14 protein-coding genes are annotated in these 17,216 nt (G+C 61.0%); 9 read left to right on the plus strand and 5 right to left on the minus strand.

What is annotated here, in order from left to right; genetic code table 11:
* Window positions 1-157: 157 nt before the first annotated feature.
* Entirely contained in the window at window positions 158-904 is a 747-nt protein-coding gene (locus A477_RS0102780; protein WP_026005301.1) for an SOS response-associated peptidase, read from the plus strand.
* A gap of 3 nt (window positions 905-907) precedes the next feature.
* Here the strand turns inward: A477_RS0102780 and A477_RS0102785 are convergent, their stop codons facing one another.
* Together A477_RS0102785 and A477_RS0102790 are read right to left on the minus strand one after the other, a co-directional pair.
* On the minus strand, window positions 908-1,297 hold the full coding sequence (locus A477_RS0102785; protein WP_017197513.1) for a hypothetical protein: 390 nt from the start codon (window positions 1,295-1,297) through the stop codon (window positions 908-910).
* A 58-nt stretch (window positions 1,298-1,355) separates the two neighbouring features.
* Entirely contained in the window at window positions 1,356-1,892 is a 537-nt protein-coding gene (locus tag A477_RS0102790) for a TetR/AcrR family transcriptional regulator (protein WP_017197514.1), read from the minus strand.
* 52 nt (window positions 1,893-1,944) lie between these two features.
* Between A477_RS0102790 and A477_RS0102795 the strand changes: the two genes are divergently transcribed.
* The 7 genes from A477_RS0102795 to pdxS all read left to right on the plus strand — a co-directional run bounded on the left by A477_RS0102795 (window position 1,945) and on the right by pdxS (window position 11,528).
* Entirely contained in the window at window positions 1,945-3,006 is a 1,062-nt protein-coding gene (locus A477_RS0102795) for an FAD-dependent monooxygenase (protein WP_017197515.1), read from the plus strand.
* Between the two features lie 80 nt (window positions 3,007-3,086).
* Entirely contained in the window at window positions 3,087-3,431 is a 345-nt protein-coding gene (locus A477_RS0102800) for a DUF6504 family protein (RefSeq protein ID WP_017197516.1), read from the plus strand.
* A gap of 3 nt (window positions 3,432-3,434) precedes the next feature.
* Window positions 3,435-6,953 carry a DNA polymerase III subunit alpha gene (locus tag A477_RS0102805; RefSeq protein WP_017197517.1) on the plus strand — a complete coding sequence of 1,173 codons (3,519 nt, stop codon included), beginning with the start codon at window positions 3,435-3,437 and terminating at the stop codon, window positions 6,951-6,953.
* Between the two features lie 151 nt (window positions 6,954-7,104).
* Window positions 7,105-9,114: a threonine--tRNA ligase gene (gene thrS / locus A477_RS0102810; protein WP_017197518.1), complete on the plus strand. Its 2,010-nt coding sequence runs from the start codon at window positions 7,105-7,107 to the stop codon at window positions 9,112-9,114.
* Window positions 9,115-9,133: 19 nt separating this feature from the next.
* Window positions 9,134-9,727: an HIT family protein gene (locus A477_RS0102815; protein WP_026005302.1), complete on the plus strand. Its 594-nt coding sequence runs from the start codon at window positions 9,134-9,136 to the stop codon at window positions 9,725-9,727.
* Window positions 9,717-10,346, plus strand: a complete 630-nt coding sequence (gene pgsA / locus A477_RS0102820; RefSeq protein ID WP_026005303.1) for a phosphatidylinositol phosphate synthase — start codon at window positions 9,717-9,719, stop codon at window positions 10,344-10,346. The genes A477_RS0102815 and pgsA overlap by 11 nt, the downstream gene beginning before the upstream one ends.
* Window positions 10,347-10,601: 255 nt before the next feature.
* Entirely contained in the window at window positions 10,602-11,528 is a 927-nt protein-coding gene (pdxS, locus tag A477_RS0102825; RefSeq protein WP_017197521.1) for a pyridoxal 5'-phosphate synthase lyase subunit PdxS, read from the plus strand.
* 145 nt (window positions 11,529-11,673) lie between these two features.
* Here the strand turns inward: pdxS and A477_RS0102830 are convergent, their stop codons facing one another.
* Complete coding sequence (locus A477_RS0102830; RefSeq protein WP_017197522.1) at window positions 11,674-13,686, minus strand: M3 family metallopeptidase; 2,013 nt, start codon at window positions 13,684-13,686, stop codon at window positions 11,674-11,676.
* A gap of 74 nt (window positions 13,687-13,760) precedes the next feature.
* Here A477_RS0102830 and A477_RS0102835 point away from each other — a divergent pair, with 74 nt between their 5' ends.
* Window positions 13,761-15,026 carry a CapA family protein gene (locus A477_RS0102835; protein WP_017197523.1) on the plus strand — a complete coding sequence of 422 codons (1,266 nt, stop codon included), beginning with the start codon at window positions 13,761-13,763 and terminating at the stop codon, window positions 15,024-15,026.
* 3 nt (window positions 15,027-15,029) lie between these two features.
* Here A477_RS0102835 and A477_RS0102840 read toward each other — a convergent pair whose 3' ends face one another.
* Both A477_RS0102840 and A477_RS0102845 read right to left on the minus strand, forming a co-directional pair.
* The gene (locus A477_RS0102840; RefSeq protein WP_017197524.1) at window positions 15,030-15,806 is read right to left on the minus strand and encodes a type 1 glutamine amidotransferase; all 777 of its coding nucleotides are present in this window, start codon (window positions 15,804-15,806) and stop codon (window positions 15,030-15,032) included.
* Complete coding sequence (locus A477_RS0102845) at window positions 15,803-17,134, minus strand: Mur ligase family protein (protein ID WP_026005304.1); 1,332 nt, start codon at window positions 17,132-17,134, stop codon at window positions 15,803-15,805. Before A477_RS0102845 ends, A477_RS0102840 begins: the two co-directional genes overlap by 4 nt.
* Window positions 17,135-17,216: the final 82 nt, after the last annotated feature.

Raw genomic sequence — 17,216 nt, forward strand, 5'->3', positions numbered from 1 at the left:
GTAATTAATCGTTTGCACGGGATGGTTCGTTGTTATCAACGGTAACCCGCGTCCGAATAATTCCCGTTCGGTGGCGAAGCCGGGTTACGTCACATGCCTGCGCTGGTGCGTTCGGCGGGGAGGGGGCAGACTGTTTGCCATGTGTGGACGTTATGTGATGGCCCGTGCGGTGGGGGACCTGCTTGCCGATTTTGATGCCGAGCTTGAGAACGAGATTGCCCTTGAGAAATCGTGGAATGTGGCTCCGACGGATGCTGTTCCCATTGTGTTGGAGAGGTTGATTGACGACGACGTTAGGCGGCAGCTTCACGTCGCGAAGTGGGGGCTGGTGCCTTCATGGGCGAAGGATCCCAAGGGTGGTGCCAGGCTTATCAACGCCCGCAGCGAAACGTTGTTGGAGAAGCCTTCCTTCAAGAAAGCCGCTGTGGCGAGGCGTTGTGCGGTTCCGGCGGATGGCTACTACGAGTGGAAGAAGGGCGAGGGCAAGAACAAACAACCGTATTATGTGCATCCTGCGGACGGCCATGGCCTGGTTTTTGCGGGGTTGTACGAGTGGTGGCGGGACCAGTCAGCTTCCCCTGATGATCCGGGCCGCTGGTTGCTGTCGATGTCCATCCTGACCGCCGACACCCCGACGGTGGATGAGGCGCGGACCCGGCGCAGCGCTTCGGTGTTTGACGAACTGACTGCCCTCCATGACCGGGTTCCGTTGCCCATGAGCACTGAGACGATGGAAGCGTGGTTGGATCCGCGGGAGAAGGACGCCCAGGGGTTGGTGGACATGGTCCGGTCCCGGGCACACGACGCCGCCGCAGCTTGGACGCTGGACCCGGTGGGGGCCGCGGTGGGTAACGTCCGCAACAACTCACCGGAACTCATCGAACCGGTGGAAGGTCTCTTTTAGGAGTCAGAGGGCTTCGTTCACCGGCACGCCGGATTGGAACTCACGGCCATCGGCTTCGCTGAAGCCCGTCATGACATGGCCTTTGCTGAGGCCGTGGATGGCTGACATCGGGAAGTTCCCCGTGATGACGTTGCCGGAATGCTCCACGCCCTTGATGTCGTAGTTCTCCTCGGCGCTGAGGGAGTGGTTGAACGAGTAGAACGAGATTGCCTCGCCGTTCATGAACTCGATGCCGAGCCTGCGCTGTGAGGAATAGTCCTCGCTGGCAGCAACAAGGCCCACGACGTAAGCGCCGGAGCCTGGTATGTTGCCATCGATTTCGAACCGTGCCACGAGGTTGTCGTCTTCGGCGGAGATGCTGACCTGCTTCAGGAGTGCGTCATTGGTGCTCATGCCACAATCCTGCTCTGTGGACCGGCTGCCGTCCACCCCTTGGGCGTCATCCTCGCCCTTATCCCTCCAGGAGGCGCCGGACGCTCCGTGACACCGTAGCCCTGTCCATGTCCTGGCCTTTGCGGGCGGTCAGCAGGTGCATGGCCAAGCCGTCGCTGTAATCGGAAACGGCTTCGGCCCGGGCCCTTGCTTCAGGTATGCCCATGGCTTCAAGCAGTTGCGCCAAAGCCGATACCAGCCGCTCGTGCCCGGCAGCCACAACATCGGGCTGGTCAAGGGCGAAGGCGAAACGGGCCAGGGTCAGTTCCGCGTTCTCATGCGCGAGTCCCATGACCGCTCCGGCGATCTGCTCGGCCAGGGTGGCTACCGACGTCGGGATTTCCAGTCCACCCTGCTGGAGCAGGAGGCGGTCCCGTTCTTCAACGCGGTCGACGGCGGCCGCCATCAGTGCTGCACGGTTGCGGAAATAGTTGGAGGTCGTTCCGACGGCGACGCCTGCTTGGGCGTCGACGGCCCGGTGAGTCAGTCCCTTAAGGCCCTTGGCAGCAACGACTGCGAGCGCTGCGTCGGCAAGTTCTGTTCGGCGGTCCGGCATGGCGAAAGTCTAGCTTCAACCCCTACCTGCACTACAAATGTAGTAGTACAGTGTGGCCATGGAAAAAGTGGACATCATTGGTGGAGGAATCGCCGGGCTGGCGCTCGCGGGAATGCTCGACCCCGAAAGGTTTGACGTCACTGTTTTTGAGCAGAGGACCGAGCTTCCGGCAGTCGGCACAACCCTGGCCATGTGGCCCAAAGCCCAGCAGGCATTATCCAGGCTGGGGATTCTCGGGGCCGTGCGGAACCGTGGGGCCATCATCAAGGCCGGCGCACTTCGACGCCCCTCGGGAGAAGCCCTGCTGGCTATTGAAGGCGAGGGGTTATTGGGAGTATCCCGACCCGAACTCCTGAGGCTGCTGGACACTGCGGTGCCAGCCTCCGTGCGCCGGATGGTGGGGAGGGTGGATCACCTTTCCGGCGCAGCTGCATTGACCGTGGGTGCCGATGGAGTCAACAGCATCGTTCGGCGGGGCACTTGGGGCAAGCGAAGCGCGGCCAGGCCCACGCCGTTCCTGGCAGTACGGGGAGTCGTTCCCGCAACCCCGTCCCCTGGGGACGTTGGAGAATACTGGGGACGCGGTGAAATCTTCGGCTTGGCCCCTGCCATAGGTGGAAGCAATTGGTACGCCTCCTTCCGCTCGGAGCTGGGCCCGGACAAAGTGGACGTTGCAGGGGCGCTCGAGGTGACACGTCGACGCTATGCCAACTACTCGTCCTCAGTGCGGGATGTACTCGACCTGGCCACCGCGGATACGTCCCTGGCGCAACGCATTTGGACCACCCCGCCCTTGGGCATTTACGCGGGCAGGGGTGTCGTGCTGGTGGGAGATGCCGCACACGCCATGACCCCAAACCTGGGGCGCGGCGCCTGCGAGGCGCTCATCGATGCCGTAACCCTGGGCAAACTGCTGAACGAGCAACCCATGGACAAAGCGCTCGCCACCTATACCAGGAAGCGGGTCATGCGCACCCAATTACTCCGCCTGGCATCTTCGGCCATGGGGAGGGTTGCGCTCGCCCAAGGTGCGCAACCGTGGCGTGACGCCTTGCTGAAGCAGGTAGGTAAACGAGTGGCGGGAACCCGGGAGAGGGCTGGAACTTCGAAGTAGGTTTTGTCGGAGCGTCGGCGTAAACTGGATTTATTCGAACATACTTTCGAATATGGTTTCCTGGCGTAAGAGGTGAGGGCATGGGGCTGTTCAGTGAATCTGTCGGAGTTATCTGCACTGACACAGGCCACCCGCGGGAAGTCCAATGGAAAGGCACCCGGTACACGGTCACCAACGAACCTGTTCGATGGTACGAACGGCGCCAATGGTGGCTTGAAGAAAGCCGCGCCCCCCTTGGAAGCGGAGCTGGCCTGGTTGACCACGAGATCTGGCGTGTACAACTCCTGCCAACCTCAGCTGACGCGGAAACCAGCCACCCCATCACCCTCGACCTGGTCCGGCACGTAGGAAGCGGACGCTGGAGACTCCTGCGCATCCACGACGCCGCACCAGCACGCGCCGTGGAACCCGAAGAAGCGGCCTAAACATTGAGCTTCACCCACCTGCACGTCTCCACAGCCTTCAGCGCACACTATGGCGTCTCCTGGCCGGAGGAGCTAGCTAAAACAGCCGCAGCAGGCGGAGCCACAGCGCTCGCCTGCACAGACCGGGATGGCCTTTACGGCACCATAAAACACCTCAAAGCATGCATGGACGCAGGCATCGACCCCATCGTAGGGGTGGACCTGGCGGTATTCGACGACGACGGCGACCACCGCACCCAAGTCGCGGGCCGCGTCGTCGTACTCGCCCACGGAAACAACAACGGCGCCGGGTACAGGGCACTGTGCCGCCTTATCTCCGACGCCCATGCACGCACGTCAGGGAAAGCCGGGGGAGCAATCCCCGCTGCAGTCACCCGCGGCGAACTCGCCTCAAGAACCCTGGACCCCAAAACCCTCAAACCAGTCCTGACCGTGCTCATAGGGCCCGACTCGGACGTCGGCCAAGCCATGGGAGGCCGCAAATACCTCAGGCCCAGAACCCTCTTCAAGCAATGGATCGACGCCATGCCACCGGGCACCATGGTCGCTGAAGTCGTCTCCCACCTCAGCGCCCCCGGAGAACCGCTAAGCACAGCCCATGCCGTGCGCATGCTCAAGCTCGCACTCGAATACAACATTCCGGCAATCCTCAGCAACGCGGTCCGCTACTGCGCCCAGGACGGCGCCGCCACCGCAGACGTCCTCGACTCCGCACGAACCCTCAAATCCCTCCCTGAACTCTCAACGGCACCCTTGCTCCAACCAACAGGAACGCTCCAACCAACAGGCCAGGGCTGGCTAAAGACCCCGCACCAGATGCTCCAACTCAGCAAAGAAATCATGAACGCAGCGGGCCTGGGAAAAGCCGACCTCACCAAACTCCTCACAAACACAGAAGCGCTCGCAGATAAATGCCGCATCGACCCCGTCCTGGATATGGGATGGAAAAAGCCGGTAGTTCCCGAGGCCTCCATCATCGGCATCGACGCTGACCCCATGATTGAGCTCACCCAACGCTGCGAAGCCGGAATCAACAGACGGTTCCCGGGCATCAAGGGAGATGCAGGAGAACATCTGCGCACGCGGCTGGAGCACGAGCTTGGAATCATCGGCAGGCTCGGCTTTGCCTCGTACTTCCTGACAGTTGCAGAAGTCTCAAGAATGATCCTTGATATGGGGGTCAGGGTAGCTGCGAGGGGATCCGGTGCCTCGAGCCTTGTCAATTACTTGATCGATATCAGCCAGGTTGACCCGATCCGCCATGACCTCATCTTCGAGCGCTTCCTCTCCGGCCGTAGGTCCACGCTTCCTGACATTGATATTGATGTGGAAAGTGCTGAAAGGCACACCGTCTATCGAAAGATTTTCGACCGCTTCGGTGCCGAACGCGTCACCCTGATGAGCATGCAAAACGGTTACAGGGCACGTGGTGCAGTACGTGATGCCGGTATGGCCTTGGGGATGCCCGACGAAGAAGTGGGTGAGATCGCCAAGCAACTGTGGAGATTCTCTGCACGCAAATTCCGCGAAGCCCTGGTGGAGAAGCCCGAGTTGCGCGATTTTGCCGGGCGCGTGGAACGCGGTGCCATGGAGGAGAACCAGCAGTTGGATTTGTTGGTGGATCTTACCGAAAGGCTGGATCGGCTGCCCCGGCATATCTCCATGCATCCCTGTGGAGTGATTTTGGGAGATGCCACACTCCTGGACCGAACCCCCGTTCAGCCCAGCGGCTTGGGCCTTCCCATGAGCCAGTTCGACAAACACGACATGGACCCCATGGGCATGCTCAAACTGGATGTCCTGGGAGTACGCATGCAAAGCGCCATGGCCTTCGCGGTTCGGGAGGTAATCAGGCTGCATCCTTCCAAAGCTGAAGTTGTTGCAGCCGGGCGGCATCCAGTGGAGCCAGGTGGTGCAGGTCCCGACTACATCGCCCCTGACGGCAGGATTGACCTCAACGCCGTACCCTTCGACGACGAGCCCACCTATGAGCTGATCCGCAGCACCCACACACTTGGTTGCTTCCAGATTGAATCACCGGGGCAGCGTGAGCTCATTGGAAAGATGGCTCCCCGGGAATTCAACGACCTCATCATCGATATCTCACTTTTCAGGCCCGGACCCATGAAATCCGATATGGTGCGGCCCTTCCTGGAACACCGGCATGGCTTTGCTCCTGAGATCTATCCCCATCAGGACCTCAAACCGGTCTTGGAAGAAACTCACGGGGTGACAGTTTTCCATGAACAGATCCTGAAGACCTTCCATGTCATGACCAACTGCGGCTTGGACAGGGCTGATGAGTTCCGCAGAGCTTTGGGCGACGAAGTGCGTGAGCCAGGAGTGGAGAAGTATTTCCGCAAGGAAGCAATCAAGAATTACTCTCCAGAAGTGGTGGACAAGGTCTGGGGAACCTTAAAAGCCTTCGGCAGCTTTGGTTTTTGCAAAGCCCACGGTGCTGCCTTTGCGGTGCCCACTTATCAGTCTGCCTGGCTTAAGGCCCATCATCCTGAGGCCTTTCTGGCCGGTCTGTGGGAACACGACCCCGGGATGTATCCCAAACGCCTGCTGGTAGCTGAAGCCCGCCGGCTCGGCATACCCATCCTTCCTTTGGATATCAACAGGAGCCAAGCAGAATACAGGGTGGAGAAAATCCAGCAGGGCCCCGATCAGGGCAAGCTCGGCATCCGCTTGAGCCTTACAGGAATCTACGGACTTTCAGGCGCGGAACTGAAGCGGATCGTGGCCGGGCAACCTTATGATTCCCTGGCGGACCTACGGGCGCGGGCAAGGGTGAGCAAACCAAATATCAAAAGACTTGCCCAACTTGGCGCCTTCGATGCTTTGCATAAAGACTCCGGCGGAAAAGCTAACCGGGCTGACCTCGTGCACCATTTGCAGGCGCTCCAAAGCAGCCCCTCAAAGAAAGCTGCGGATGTCATTGATGGTCAATTGTCATTTGCCCTGGGTGATATTGAGTTGAGGAACCTCGCCCCTGAACTTCCCGAGCCTTCCATGGTGGATAACGTCAGGGCGGAGCTTGATCTCATGGCTGTTGATGTCAGCGAGCACTTGATGGATAGCCACAGGCCGCTGTTGGACAAACTGGGAGTTACAACGGCTGACAAACTCCTGGGCTTGCGCAATGGGACCGAAGTCCTGGTGGCAGGGGTCCGGATTGCGACGCAGACCCCACCCATGCGAGGCGGGCGGCGCGTCGTCTTCATCAGCATCGACGACGGAACCGGTTGTGTGGATTCGGTCTTCTTCCATGAAGCGCAGCAAGAATCCGGGCCACTGCTGTTTGGTACCCGCCTGCTGCTGATCCGTGGAACCACCAGAAGGACCGGTCCCAAGGGAATCAGCCTGAGCGCCAGCAAAGCCTGGGACCTCAGCCGGCCCGAAGCGTTGCCATATGCCGAACTCCTGCCTGCCGAAGTCGGGCTACCGGAGGGATACACCCACCATGGGCCGCTCCACGGCATCTCCAGGAACCTTGCCATCACTGGTCTGGGAAGCTGAACCTGCGGCAGAATCCTGCCCCGGCCAGCCCAACTCGGTCCCGGCGCGCTGCTTTGGCCGCCTTCGCTGAAGCGGATACGATTGTCGGTGGCTGGCTGTGGTCCCCGTACGCCACAAGCTATGAAGCCTTAACTATGAATAGGAGACACCCGTGTCAGATGCCCAACAGATCACCCTCATCGTCGATGGCGAAGAGACCAAGGTGACGGAAGGGACTACCGGCGCGGAACTCTTCTTCGAGCGCCGCGACGTCGTTGTAGCCCGTGTCAATGGTGTGCTGAAGGACCTTGACCAGGTGCTCACCGAGGGCGCAGACGTCGAGGGCGTCACCATCGATTCCCCTGATGGGCTTAACGTTCTCCGCCACTCAACAGCCCACGTCATGGCACAGGCTGTCCAGCAGTTGCGCCCCGATGCCAAGCTGGGCATCGGCCCGTACATCACTGACGGCTTCTACTTCGACTTCGACGTCGCTGAGCCGTTCACCCCGGAAGACCTCCGCACGCTGGAAAAGATGATGCAAAAGATCATCAACCAGAACCAGAAATTCGTTCGCCGTGTGGTCACCGAAGAAGAAGCCCGCGAAGCGATGGCCAACGAGCCCTACAAGCTGGAGCTGCTGGGCAAGAAGAACGACTCAAGCGACGCGGCGGAAGGCGTCAACGTCGAGGTAGGCGCTGGCGACATCACGATCTACGACAATGTGGATCGAAAGAGCGGCGAGAGCATCTGGTGCGATCTTTGCCGTGGTCCCCACCTGCAGAACACCAAAATCATCTCCAACGCCTTCGCGTTGACCCGCTCGTCCGCCGCATACTGGCTCGGCAACCAGAACAACCAGCAGTTGCAGCGCATTTACGGCACCGCGTGGCCCACCAAGGAAGCCCTCAAGGCCTACCAGGAGCGCATCGCTGAAGCTGAGCGCCGCGATCATCGCAAGCTGGGCGTCGAACTTGACCTCTTCTCCTTCCCCGATGAACTGGGCTCAGGCCTCCCTGTGTTCCACCCCAAGGGCGGCATCATCCGCAAGGCGATGGAGGATTACTCGCGCCAGCGCCACGTGGACGCAGGCTACGAGTTCGTCTACACCCCGCACATCACCAAGGGACACCTCTACGAGGTCTCCGGACACCTTGACTGGTACAAGGACGGCATGTTCCCGGCGATGCAGGTGGACGCCGAATTCAACGAAGACGGCAGCGTGCGTAAGCCGGCGCAGGATTACTACCTGAAGCCGATGAACTGCCCCATGCACAACCTGATCTTCCGCTCCCGGGGCCGGTCCTACCGCGAACTTCCGCTGCGCCTCTTCGAATTCGGCTCTGTGTACCGCTACGAAAAATCCGGGGTTGTGCACGGTCTGACCCGCGTCCGTGGAATGACACAGGACGACGCCCACATCTACTGCACCCGCGAACAGATGAAGGACGAGCTCACCACCACGCTGAACTTCGTCCTGGGCCTGCTCAAGGATTACGGCCTGGACGACTTCTACCTGGAACTCTCAACTAAGAACGAAGAGAAGTTCGTCGGTGACGATGCCGCGTGGGAGGAAGCCACCCGCACTCTGTCCGAGGTTGCTGCGGCTTCCGGTTTGGAGCTGGTACCGGACCCGGGTGGAGCAGCATTCTACGGACCTAAAATCTCCGTCCAGGCAAAGGACGCACTCGGCAGGACCTGGCAGATGTCCACCATCCAGCTGGACTTCAACCTGCCTGAGCGTTTCGAACTGGAGTACCAGGCAGCTGACGGCACACGCCAGCGGCCGGTCATGATCCACCGAGCCCTTTTCGGTTCCGTGGAACGCTTCATGGGTGTACTCACCGAACACTACGCCGGGGCGTTCCCGGCCTGGCTCGCTCCTGTCCAAGTGGTGGGAATTCCTGTGGCCGAGACATTCAACGACTACATGTTCGACGTCGTTGGCCAGCTCAAAGCTGCGGGAATCCGCGCCGAGGTTGATATCTCCTCGGACCGGTTCCCGAAGAAGATCCGTACGGCCAGCAAAGACAAGATCCCCTTCGTCCTGATTGCCGGTGGTGAGGACGCAGAAGCCGGTGCGGTGTCGTTCCGCTTCCGGGACGGCAGCCAGGATAACGGGGTTCCCGTGGCCGAAGCGGTCCGCAGGATCGTAGACGCCGTCAAGAACCGCGAGAGCTGACGGAACGGACACATTGACGGTGCAGGAGAACCCAGGCGCGGCAGCTGACCTTCCGGGCGACGCAGGCGTAACCGATGACTTCGGATTGGCGGGCGTACCGGACGCGTTTCAGCGCCTGTGGACTCCGCACCGTATGGCCTACATCAAGGGCGGGCAGGATCAATTCAAGAACAAGGACGACTGCCCGTTCTGTGTAGGACCCACGCGCTCGGATGAGGAATCCCTCATCGTCCACAGGGGCAGGACCTGCTACGTGGTCCTGAATTTGTTCCCATACAACCCCGGCCATCTGTTGATCTGTCCCTACCGGCACGTTCCCGACTACACGGACATCACAGTGGAGGAAACGGCAGAGTTCGCCGATCTTACCCAGACCGCAATGCGGGTGCTGCGGAAGGTTTCGAATCCGAGCGGCTTCAACCTGGGAATGAACCAGGGCGTTACCGGCGGTGCAGGCATCGCCGCGCATCTCCATCAGCACGTGGTTCCGCGCTGGGGCGGGGATGGAAACTTCTTCCCGATCATCGCCCAGACCAAGGCCATTACGCAGACCCTCGACGAGGTCCGCAAGCTTGTGGCCGAAGCCTGGCCGGGGGAGTCGAATGCTCAATAGGCATGCGCGCGGCTTTTTTACTTCACTTTTTACTCCTCTAGCGCGTTGGCTCCTCAAGATCGGCGTGTCCCCGGACGCCGTGACCATTGCAGGGACCGTCGGCGTCATTCTGGGGGGACTCATCCTCTACCCGCTGGGCTTCTTATGGTGGGGTTCAGTCGTGGTCGCCCTTTTTGCGTTCTCGGATGTCGTAGACGGAATCATGGCAAGGCTGCAGGGGCGGAGCGGTGGTTGGGGTAATTTCCTGGACTCCACCTTGGACCGTCTTGCCGATGGCGCGATTTTTGCCGGCCTCACTATCTGGTTTTTCACCGGAGGCGAGGATCCGGCAATCGGCGCCGCCGCCGTCGTCTGCCTTGTTCTTGGCATGGTTGTTTCCTATGCGCGGGCCAAAGCGGAGTCCTTGGGCTACCAGGCCAGCGTGGGGATCGCAGAGCGAGCAGAACGCTTGGCTTCGGTGCTGCTTATTACGGGGCTCACGGGATTGGGGCTCCCGCCGGTTGTGTTGTTCGGGACCCTGATCCTTCTTGCCCTGGCCAGCCTGGTGACGATCGTCCAGCGAATGTCCGCAGTGCGTCGGCAAGCCATGGCTGAAGCTGATGGAACCGCCGCAGCGTAAAGGACCAGCAGGCAATACTTGCCAGTGGAACTGGCAAGCGACCAAAATGGCTCGTTCATGGTTGTGCACCTGCCCTACTACAGCCCGCTTTGTTGCCTGCCGATGCGGTAATGAATGTACTGCCAGCACGCAAGGTGCGACTACTATTACTAGTACTTGGTCACCTTGACCTGAAACCCGGTGTGCGCTGATTGCGGTCGTGTGGCTGCGCGCGCCTCCGGCAAGAAGGTCGTTTATCTACCCATAGGGGTTTTTGTGTCTACACCAGATGTAAGCAACGAAGCCGGTTCGTCCGCGAACAGCGTCACGGGCAGCAGCCGTGTTAAGCGGGGCATGGCGGAGATGCTCAAGGGCGGCGTCATCATGGACGTCGTTAACGTCGAGCAGGCCCGCATCGCCGAGGATGCCGGTGCCGTTGCCGTCATGGCGCTCGAGCGCGTCCCGGCCGATATCCGCGCCCAGGGCGGGGTGTCCCGCATGTCCGATCCGGACATGATCGATGCGATCATCGCTGCCGTGTCCATCCCGGTCATGGCCAAGGCGCGCATCGGTCACTTCGTCGAAGCCCAGGTCCTGCAGTCCCTCGGTGTTGACTACATCGACGAGTCCGAGGTCCTGACCCCGGCCGACTACATCAACCACATTGATAAGTGGAACTTCACCGTTCCCTTCGTCTGTGGTGCCACCAACCTTGGTGAGGCGCTGCGCCGCATCAACGAGGGCGCGGCGATGATCCGTTCCAAGGGCGAGGCCGGTACCGGTGATGTTTCCAACGCCACCGGGCACATGCGCAAGATCCGCTCTGAGATTGCCAAGCTCGCAGCACTGCCGGAGGACGAGCTGTACGTTGCGGCCAAGGAGTTGCAGGCCCCGTACGAGCTGGTCAAGGAAGTCGCCGCGACCGGTAAGCTCCCCGTGGTGCTGTTCACCGCCGGTGGCATCGCGACCCCGGCTGACGCTGCGATGATGATGCAGCTCGGCGCCGACGGCGTGTTCGTTGGTTCGGGGATCTTCAAGTCCGGCAACCCGGCAGAGCGCGCCGCCGCCGTCGTCAAGGCCACCACGTTCCACGATGACCCCGACGTCATCGCCAAGGTCTCCCGCGGCCTCGGTGAAGCCATGGTCGGCATCAACGTCGACGACATCCCGCAGCCCCACCGCCTCGCAGAACGCGGCTGGTAGGTCTCATTGCGCCCGGTGGGCGCTGATCCTCTGTGTGCTATTCCCCGCTTCCGCCGCCGCCACTTTGGCGGTGGCCGAGGCGGGGGCCCTTTTACGCACACTGCCGGATCAGCGCCCACCGTTTCGTTTTTTTGGGGTGTGTGAGTTAGTTGAGGCCGCGGCGCTTTAGCAGGGGGTCCAGCTCGGCGTCGCGGCCTCGGAATGAGCGGAAGGATTCCAGCGGATCGCGGCTGTTACCCTTCGATAGCAGCTCGGATCTGAACCGGTCCCCGTTGGAGCGGGTAAGGCCGCCGTTTTCCCTGAACCACTCCACGGTGTCCGCGTCCAGCACCTCGCTCCAGATGTAGGAGTAATAGCCGGCTGCGTAGCCCGCGCCGGCGAAGATGTGCTGGAAGTAGCCGGTCCGATACCGCGGCGGGATCAGTGGGTGCGCGACTCCCGCGTCGGCCAAAGCCTTGGATTCGAAGGCGGGAATGTCGTCCGGAACTTGGGACTCGGACAGCACGTGCCACGCCAGGTCAAGGAGGGCCGCGCCGAGGTATTCGGTGGTTGCGAAACCTTCTCCCCACAACAACGACTCATTGAGTTTGTCCACCGTGTCCTGGGGGAGAGCTTCCCCGGTGGAGTAGTGACGTGCGTAGTTGGCCAGTACCTCCGGCCACATGATCCACATTTCGTTGACCTGGGAGGGGTACTCCACGAAGTCGCGCGGCACGGACGTGCCGGAGAACCGCGGATAGGTGACATCGGAAAAGAGGCCGTGCAGGGCGTGGCCGAATTCATGGAAAACAGTACGGACCTCGTCCAAGGACAACAGTGTAGGCTCGCCGGGCGCCGGCTTGGTGATGTTGAGGTTGTTGATGACCACGGAGCGCGTTCCCAGGAGGCTGGACTGTTCAACCAGGGAATTCATCCAGGCACCTCCGCGCTTTGATTCCCGCGTGTAGTAGTCGCCCAGGAAGAGGCCGAGGCCGCTGCCGTCTTCATTCCGGACCTCCCAGATTCGGACGTCGGGGTGATAGCCGTCCAAGTCTTCGCGCTCATGGAAAGTGACCCCGTAAAGCTGCGTTGCCGCATGGAAGACACCGTCCTTGAGCACGGTTTCAAGGCTGAAGTAGGGCAGGAGTGCCTGCTCGTCCACCTCGAACTTTTCCTTTCGGACAAGTGCAGAGTAGTAGGCCCAATCCCACGGCTCGAGTTGGTGTCCGGCGGATTCCGCTAAGGCGTCTGCCTCCTTCCGGGCGTTACGCACAGCAGCGGGTGCCAACCGGCCCAGCATGGCCTGTACTTCGCTGAAACCGGGCGCAGTCTGTTGGTCCACGACCAACTCAGCGAAGTTGGCAAACCCCAGGAGAGTTGCTTTCTCGGCCCGCAAACGTGCGGTAGCCTTCACCAGGTCACGGACATCCAGGTCGCCGCCATCGGTGCCGCGCGCCACGGACGCTTCGAACAGGCGACGGCGGATGGTCCGGTTTTCCAAGGACGCCATGGCGGGTTGGTTGCTGGGTTGGATCAAGGTCAGTAAGTACTTGCCGTCATGCCCGGCAAGCTTGGCTGCTTCCGCGGCGCCGGTGACCACTTCGGGCTGCAGCCCGGCAAGATCACCGGCGTCGTCAAGAAGCAGGGCGGCCGACTTCATGGCCTCCTTGACGCGCTGGCCAAATTCGGTGCCCAATCGGGACAGCTCGGCGTTAACTTCACGCAAGCGTTGTTGCCCGATGTCATCCAGGTGAATTCCGGACTGCCGGAACTCCTTGAGGTATTCCTGCACCAGTCGGGACGATTCTTCATCCAGGCCGGTTGTGTCAATGTCGGCGAACCGGTGGTAGAGCGCACGGTTCATGTAAACAGCATCTTGATGCGCTGAGAACTTCGGTGACAACTCCGTCTCCAGCGCCTTGATGGCGTCGGAAGCATCCGCGGAAACCAGCGTGAAGAATGCCGCAGCCGCCCTGTTGAGGAGAAGCCCTGACCGCTCCATGGCCATTGCCGTATTCTCCAACGTAGCTGGCTCTTGAGTGGCCACGATCCGGGAGATTTCCTGGAGGTGCGATGCCAAACCCTCCTCGATGGCCTCCGCGTAGTGCTCTGCTGAGATGCCGGCGAAGGACGGCAGCCCATAGGGCAGGTGGCTGGGGCTCAGGAGTGGATTAGTCATGAAGTGACTCTTTCACGTAAGAATCGTGTCCTCAAGAGCGGCACGCCCGGCTTCCTCAAAGCTTCCGCCGTAGGATGAAAGCCATGGGCAAAATCACATTTTCCGGGAGATGGTTCCGTCCCCGCAGGGCGGCACTGATAGTGAGTGCCGTGGCCATGTCCCTCTTGGCTAATGCTTGCGGTGTCATCGCGGAAAATGATGACTCGAACCGCGGGAGCGCCACTTCCGCCCCGGCCATCGAGAGCCCAAGCCCCACCCGAACACCCGCACCGAACCCCACTCCAGGCAAGGGGCCCGCCTGCCCCGAGTTGCGCTGCACCTCCATCGTGGTGACGGGCGACATGTTGGTGCATACCCAGCTCTGGCAACAAGCGAGGACGGACGCTGCGGCAGCTGGTCAGCCCGGCTATACGTTTGTTCCGCTTCTCGAGGGGCAGCGTCGCTACATTCGTCACAGCGACCTCGCCATATGCCACCAGGAAACCCCCGTTGCTACCCCGGAAGGGCCTTTCTCGGCCTATCCGTCCTTCAACGTGCCACCGCAGATCATCACAGCATCCAAGGACGTTGGCTACCAGGCCTGCACAACGGCAAGCAACCACACTATTGATCGCGGTACCGAAGGTTTGCTCCGAACGCTGGATGCGTTGGACGCGGCGGGCCTGAAGCACACGGGTTCCTACCGGACGGAGGCCGAGTCCAAAGAGATACTCATGCTCCAAACGGACGCTGCCAAAGTTGCGGTCATCATTGGAACGTATGGCCATAACGGGCAGATCCCTGAATACCCGTGGTTGGTTGACGAGCTGGATCCCGCGGCCATGATTGCGAAGGCAACACAGGCGAAGGCGTTGGGAGCCGACATTGTCCTGGGCGTCATGCACGCCGGTGACGAGTACGCCAGCGAAGCCAATGCCCAGCAGCAGGAGGTTGCTCACGCATTAGTGGACAGCGGCCAGTTCACCATGATCTACGGGCACCATACCCACTCGGTACTGCCGATCGAGAGTTACAAAGGCACCTGGATCGTGTACGGGCTGGGCAACGGTGTCACCGAACTGTCCCCCTGGTACGTCCTGAACAATGAAGGGCTGCTGGTCAGGGCACAGTTCAGCCAGAACGCCGCAGGTGTCTGGACTGCCTCGGACCTCGCTTGGGCTCCGTCGGTGATCGTCCGGGATCCCTATCGCTGGTGCTCCGTGGCCAGCGATGCACCGCAGGGAGTCTGCGCTACCCCCGCGGCCGATGCTGAGACCTACCAGCGAACCAAAGCGGTGGTTGAGTCCATGGGCGCAGCAACGGCAGGCGCGCATGAACTGCTGATCACCAAGGAAAAGTAGCGCCTACCGCGGTCGGCGTGCGGCGTGCTCGCGCGCAAGGCGGGCATAACCGTCGTCGGGAGTTCCCGGCACGAACGTACCAAACTTGCGTTCGGCTGCCGTTCGGATCAGGAAGTCCGCAATGGCCGGGTTCTTCGGCAGCAATGAACCGTGCAAGTAGCTCGCTACGACGTTGTTGTAGCGAGCGCCCTCGTGCCCGTCCTTGCTGTTGTTGCCAGCGCCCTTCGTGACGGTGCCGAGGGGCTCGACGCCGGGACCCAAGGTGGTCTGCCCGCTGTGGTTTTCGTAGCCCAGGATGTCGCCGAACTCGGCAGATTTCATGGTTACGTTGCCGATGAGTCGCTCGTCCGTTCCGTGGGTTTCGACGTCAAGAATGCCGATGCCGGGAATGATGGGCCCGGTGCTGGTCTTGAAGAACTTGCCGAAAAGCTGGTACAGCCCACAAATCACCAACATGGGGGCGCCTTCATCCGCGAGCTGCTTCAACTGCGCAGCACGCGCCTGGAGATCGTCCTGGATGACCAGTTGACCGCTGTCCTGCCCGCCTCCGCCCACAATAATGTCGACGTCGTCCGGGAACTCGTCGCCCACGTTGTATTCGAGCAACTCCGGTGTATAGCCGTGCCACTTGATGCGTTGCTTCAGGACCAGGGCGTTTCCCCAGTCGCCGTAGATGTTCATTTCCCGAGGGTAGAGCTGGAGCACGCGGAGTGTTCCCTTGCTGGGCTGTGCTTCCGGGTGGGACTGCGCTTCCGGGTGGGGCTGTGTTTCCGAGGTCATGAGACCACCTCAACTATGGTGATTTTGGCCAGTTCACGGCGAATGGCGAGCATGGAGGTGTAAGTGCAGAAAATGCGCTTGGGCTTGCCTCGAGAGCCGTCAATGAACGTCCGCAGTGCTGCGGTGATGTCCGGTTCGACGACTCCGAAGGGCACATCGTCGTACTGGAGACGGAGCGCCATGTCGTAGGCGCGGACTCCAGTGAGGACTTCCACGCCGTCTTCCCGCAAGGAATCGAACTCAACGTCCCAGAGCCATGACATGTCCCTGCCATCGGCGTAGTTGTCGTTGATGGCAATCATGGTGGCGTATCCACCGGCAGGGAAGGACTTCAGCCCGAGTCGGAAACCGCTGGGATTCTTCACGAGCACCAGTTCCAGGGGCTGGCCGTCCACCGTGAGGCTTTCGCCGCGGCCGAACGCGGGAGCAACTTCTCCCAAGGCCTTCACGAGTTTGGGCGTGTCGACCGGCCCGGTTCCCAGGATGGCCCGCGCCAGCGACAAAGCTGCCGCGGCATTGAAGATGTTGTAGACACCACGCAATTTCATCGATGTGGTGACGGTTTCGTCGTCGAACTCAAAGTCGGCGTCCTGGGCACCTACCCGGCGGAGTACGACGTCGGCAGCCGGCAGGTCTACGTCGTCACCGGTTTCTGCGGCAACAGAGGTGCCTGACGGGGATGGACCGATGCCCGTTGTGCGCATTTCGTCGTCGTTCGGGAAAGTGCTGCGCAACGATTCGTCGAGTCCGAAGTACCTGATTTCGGGGTGGTGAACGGCGTCGAGGGTGTTGAGGGCAGCGGCAATCCGGGCTACACGGGGGTCTTCGCGGTTGAGGACCACGGTGTCTGTCGTCTTGGAGGCGATGTGCTCCAGCAAGCGGGCTGTCTTGTCGATTTCACCGAAGCGGTCCAATTGGTCGCGCAGGACATTCAGCAGGAGGCTGAAGCGTGGCTCCACCTTATTGACGAAGTGCACGGCGTGGGCTTCGTCAAGTTCCAGAATGGCGATGTCGGCGTCGAGTCGCCCACGCCAATCCACATCGCCCAGGAGCGAGGCTGCCACGCCTCGGGTGAAGTTGCTGCCGCTGCGGTTGGTGAAGACCTTCAGGCCTTGGCTTTCAAGGAGTTCCACCACCATCTTGGTGGTCGTGGTTTTACCGTTGGTGCCACTGACCACGGCTACACCGAGGGGGAGCGATGCCAGCGTTCGCTGCATGAAGCCGGGGTCGATTTTTTCGACCACCAGGCCGGGAAAAGCTGAGCCTCCGCCCCGGAGCCGGGACAGTGTGCGGACCAGCTTGCCGAGGGGAACACTGAAGGAAAGCATGCTCTGTAATATATCCCAGTCAGGGCATGGAACCCTGACTGGCGGCGGCGCCCCGCGGTCGGAGGCAAGGTTGCTGAGGTCT

Source organism: Arthrobacter sp. M2012083 (assembly GCF_000281065.1).
In the GTDB taxonomy this organism is placed as follows: Bacteria; Actinomycetota; Actinomycetes; order Actinomycetales; family Micrococcaceae; genus Arthrobacter.

What these genes read in the sequence shown, in the direction of transcription:
- A477_RS0102780 (WP_026005301.1), top strand. Translation starts at nt 158, where the DNA reads ATGGCCCGTGCGGTGGGGGACCTGCTTGCCGATTTTGATGCCGAGCTT.
- A477_RS0102785 (WP_017197513.1), bottom strand. Translation starts at nt 1,297, where the DNA reads ATGAGCACCAATGACGCACTCCTGAAGCAGGTCAGCATCTCCGCCGAA.
- A477_RS0102790 (WP_017197514.1), bottom strand. Translation starts at nt 1,892, where the DNA reads ATGCCGGACCGCCGAACAGAACTTGCCGACGCAGCGCTCGCAGTCGTT.
- A477_RS0102800 (WP_017197516.1), top strand. Translation starts at nt 3,087, where the DNA reads ATGGGGCTGTTCAGTGAATCTGTCGGAGTTATCTGCACTGACACAGGC.
- pgsA (WP_026005303.1), top strand. Translation starts at nt 9,717, where the DNA reads ATGCTCAATAGGCATGCGCGCGGCTTTTTTACTTCACTTTTTACTCCT.
- A477_RS0102830 (WP_017197522.1), bottom strand. Translation starts at nt 13,686, where the DNA reads ATGACTAATCCACTCCTGAGCCCCAGCCACCTGCCCTATGGGCTGCCG.
- A477_RS0102835 (WP_017197523.1), top strand. Translation starts at nt 13,761, where the DNA reads ATGAAAGCCATGGGCAAAATCACATTTTCCGGGAGATGGTTCCGTCCC.
- A477_RS0102840 (WP_017197524.1), bottom strand. Translation starts at nt 15,806, where the DNA reads ATGACCTCGGAAACACAGCCCCACCCGGAAGCGCAGTCCCACCCGGAA.
- A477_RS0102845 (WP_026005304.1), bottom strand. Translation starts at nt 17,134, where the DNA reads ATGCTTTCCTTCAGTGTTCCCCTCGGCAAGCTGGTCCGCACACTGTCC.